This is a genomic window from Streptomyces solincola (assembly GCF_002982015.1).
Classification (GTDB): Bacteria; Actinomycetota; Actinomycetes; order Streptomycetales; family Streptomycetaceae; genus Streptomyces; species Streptomyces solincola.
Window position 1 is genome coordinate 1 of the sequence record NZ_PVLV01000027.1, and the last position, 2,967, is coordinate 2,967.

General features: G+C 76.0%; 1 protein-coding gene. It reads right to left on the bottom strand.

Annotation, left to right across the window (positions count from 1 at the left end; genetic code table 11):
- A partial coding sequence (locus C6N75_RS02045) for a DUF4118 domain-containing protein (protein WP_105867100.1) occupies positions 1-2,585 on the bottom strand: 2,585 nt, incomplete at its 3' end.
- Positions 2,586-2,967 lie beyond the last annotated feature (382 nt).

Here is a 2,967-nt window from a genome sequence, read left to right on the forward strand (position 1 = left end):
GCCGAGGACACCCCCGGCGGCGGCGCGGCCGGGGGCACGGCGCGCAGGGTGAGGACCATGGTCAGGCCGCCGCCGGGGGTGTCCTCGGCGGCCAGGGTGCCGCCCATGGCCTCGGCGAAGCCGCGGGCGACGGCCAGGCCCAGGCCCACCCCGGCGCCGCGCGGGGCGTCCCCGAAGCGCTGGAAGGGTTCGAAGATGCGCTCCTTGGCCTCGTCGGGGACGCCCGGTCCGCGGTCGACCACCCGCAGCTCGACGCGCTGGGCGAGCGCGCTGGCGGAGACCAGGACGGGGGCTGCGCCGGGGCTGTACTTGACGGCGTTCTCGACGACGTTGGCGACGGCCCGCTCCAGCAGGCCCCGATCGACCTCCACCATGGGCAGGGTCTCGGGGATGTCGAGGTCGGCGCTGCCGTCGGGGACGCCGCCGAGCGCCATCGGCACCACCTCGTCCAGGTCGGTGGGGCGCAGCAGCGGGGTGACGGTGCCGGTCTGAAGGCGGGACATGTCGAGGAGGTTGCCGACCAGGTGGTCCAGGCGGTCGGCGCCCGCCTCGATGCCGGCGAGCAGCTCGGCCTGGTCCTCCTCGGACCACTCGACGTCGTCGGAGCGCAGCGAGGAGACGGCGGCCTTGATGCCGGCCAGCGGGGTGCGCAGGTCGTGGCTGACGGCGGCGAGCAGCGCGGTGCGGATGCGGTTGCCCTCGGCGAGCTTGCGGGCCTCCTCGGCCTGGTCGACCAGCTTCTGCCGGTCCAGCACGACGGCGGCCTGGGCGGCGAACGCGCCGAGCACCCGGCGGTCCTCGGCGGGCAGCACCCGTCCGGACAGGGCGAGGGCGAGGTGGTCGCCGACGGGGACGTCCACGTCGGCGTCCTCGGGGCGGTCGACGGGGCGGGGCCCGACCCGCCCCGCGCTGGTCCACGGCTCGGTGTCGCCGGCCCGCTCCAGGAGGGCGGCGGACTCCATGGAGAAGGTCTCGCGGACGCGTTCCAGCAGTGCCTCCAGGGCGCTCTCGCCGCCGGGCGCGGCCTGGGGGACGCCGACCCGCAGCACGCTGCCGGCGAGGTAGGACAGCACCTGGGACTCGGCGCGCAGCCGGGCGGCCTGCTGGGTGCGCCGGGCGGCGAGGTCCACCACGGAGGCGACGGCGACCGCGACGCCGAAGAAGACGGCGAGGGCGACGACGTTCTTGGGGTCGGCGACCGTGAAGCGGTAGAGCGGCGGGGCGAAGAACCAGTTGAGCAGCAGCGAGCCGAAGGCGGCGGAGGCCAGGGAGGGGGCGAGGCCGCCGAGGAGCGCCGAGGCGACGGTCATGGACAGGAACAGCAGCATGTCGTTGGCGAGGCCGAGGTCGGCGCCGGTGTGCGAGAGCAGCAGGGTGAGCAGCGCGGGTCCGGCGACGCCGGTGAGCCAGCCCCACAGCACCCGGTTGCGGCCCAGCGCCCTGCCGCGGGCGACCGGCAGTCCGCGGCCGCGGGCGACCTCCTCGTGGGTGACGATGTGCACGTCGAGGTCGGTGCCGGAGTCGCGGGCGACGGTGGCGCCGACGCCGGGCCCGAGCACGTACTGCCAGGTCCTGCGGCGGCTGGAGCCGAGCACGACCTGGGTGGCGTTGACGCCGCGGGCGAACTCCAGCAGGGCGTGCGGCACGTCGTCGCCGACGACGTGGTGGAACGATCCGCCGAGGTCCTCGACCAGGGTGCGCTGGACGGCCAGTTCCTTCGGCGAGGCTGAGGTGAGGCCGTCGCTGCGGGCGATGTGGACGGCGAGGATCTCGCTGCCGGAGCCCTTGGCGGCCATCCGGGCTGCGCGCCGGATCAGGGTGCGGCCCTCGGGGCCGCCGGTGAGGCCGACGACGATCCGCTCGCGGGCCTGCCAGGTGGAGCGGATGCCGTGCTCGCCGCGGTACTGCTGGAGGTACTCGTCGACCCGGTCGGCGGTCCACAGCAGGGCCAGCTCCCGCAGGGCGGTGAGGTTGCCGGGGCGGAAGTAGTTGGAGAGGGCGGCGTCGACCTCGTCGGGGCGGTAGACGTTGCCGTGCGCGAGGCGGCGGCGCAGCGCCTGGGGCGACATGTCGACGAGTTCGATCTGGTCGGCGCGGCGCACCACCTCGTCGGGCACGGTGTCCGGTTCGCGTACGCCGGTGATGGACTCGACGACGTCGCCGAGGGACTCCAGGTGCTGGATGTTGACGGTGGAGATCACCTCGATGCCGGCGGCGAGGAGTTCCTCGACGTCCCGCCAGCGCTTGGCGTTGCGGGCGCCGGGGGCGTTGGTGTGGGCGAGGTCGTCCACCAGGGCGACGGCGGGGCGGCGGGCGAGCACGGCGTCCACGTCCATGTCGGCGCGGGAGTCCTCCGTACCGGCCGCAGAGGCTCCAGGGGCCCCGCCGGGGCCGGTCTGGCGGGCCGGTACGCGCTCCAGGCCCGCCAGTGCCGCGAGGGTGCGGGGGCGGTCGTGGTGGGCCGCACAGGCGACCACGCAGTCGGTGCCGCGCTCGACCCGCCGGTGGGCCTCGGCGAGCATCGCGTAGGTCTTGCCGACGCCCGGCGCCGCGCCGAGATAGATCCGTAGCCTGCCGCGTCCCATGGGTCCCATTGTCATATGTCCGCCTGTTCCGACCGTCGGACGACCTTACGGCCGAACAGCGGCCCGGACAGCCGCTCGGGCCCCTGACCGGCCCCTTTTGACACGATCCTGACGCGGCCGACGAGCTTCGAGCGACCGGCAGGCCGGGCACGGTCGGGGCAGGCAGCCTCCGGCGGGTCGGGGCGCCGGGGCCAGTCGGGACCGGTGGCTTCCAGCGGTCGGGGCGCCGGGGCCGGGTACAGCCGGCGGCTTCCGGCGGTCGGGGCACCCGGCCCGGTCGGGGCCAGTCGGGGCCCGACGGCTTCCGGCGGCCGGGACGCCGGGGCCGGGTACGGCCGGTGCCCCGGTCCGCCGCCGTGCGAGGCGGGGAGCGGGGCACCGG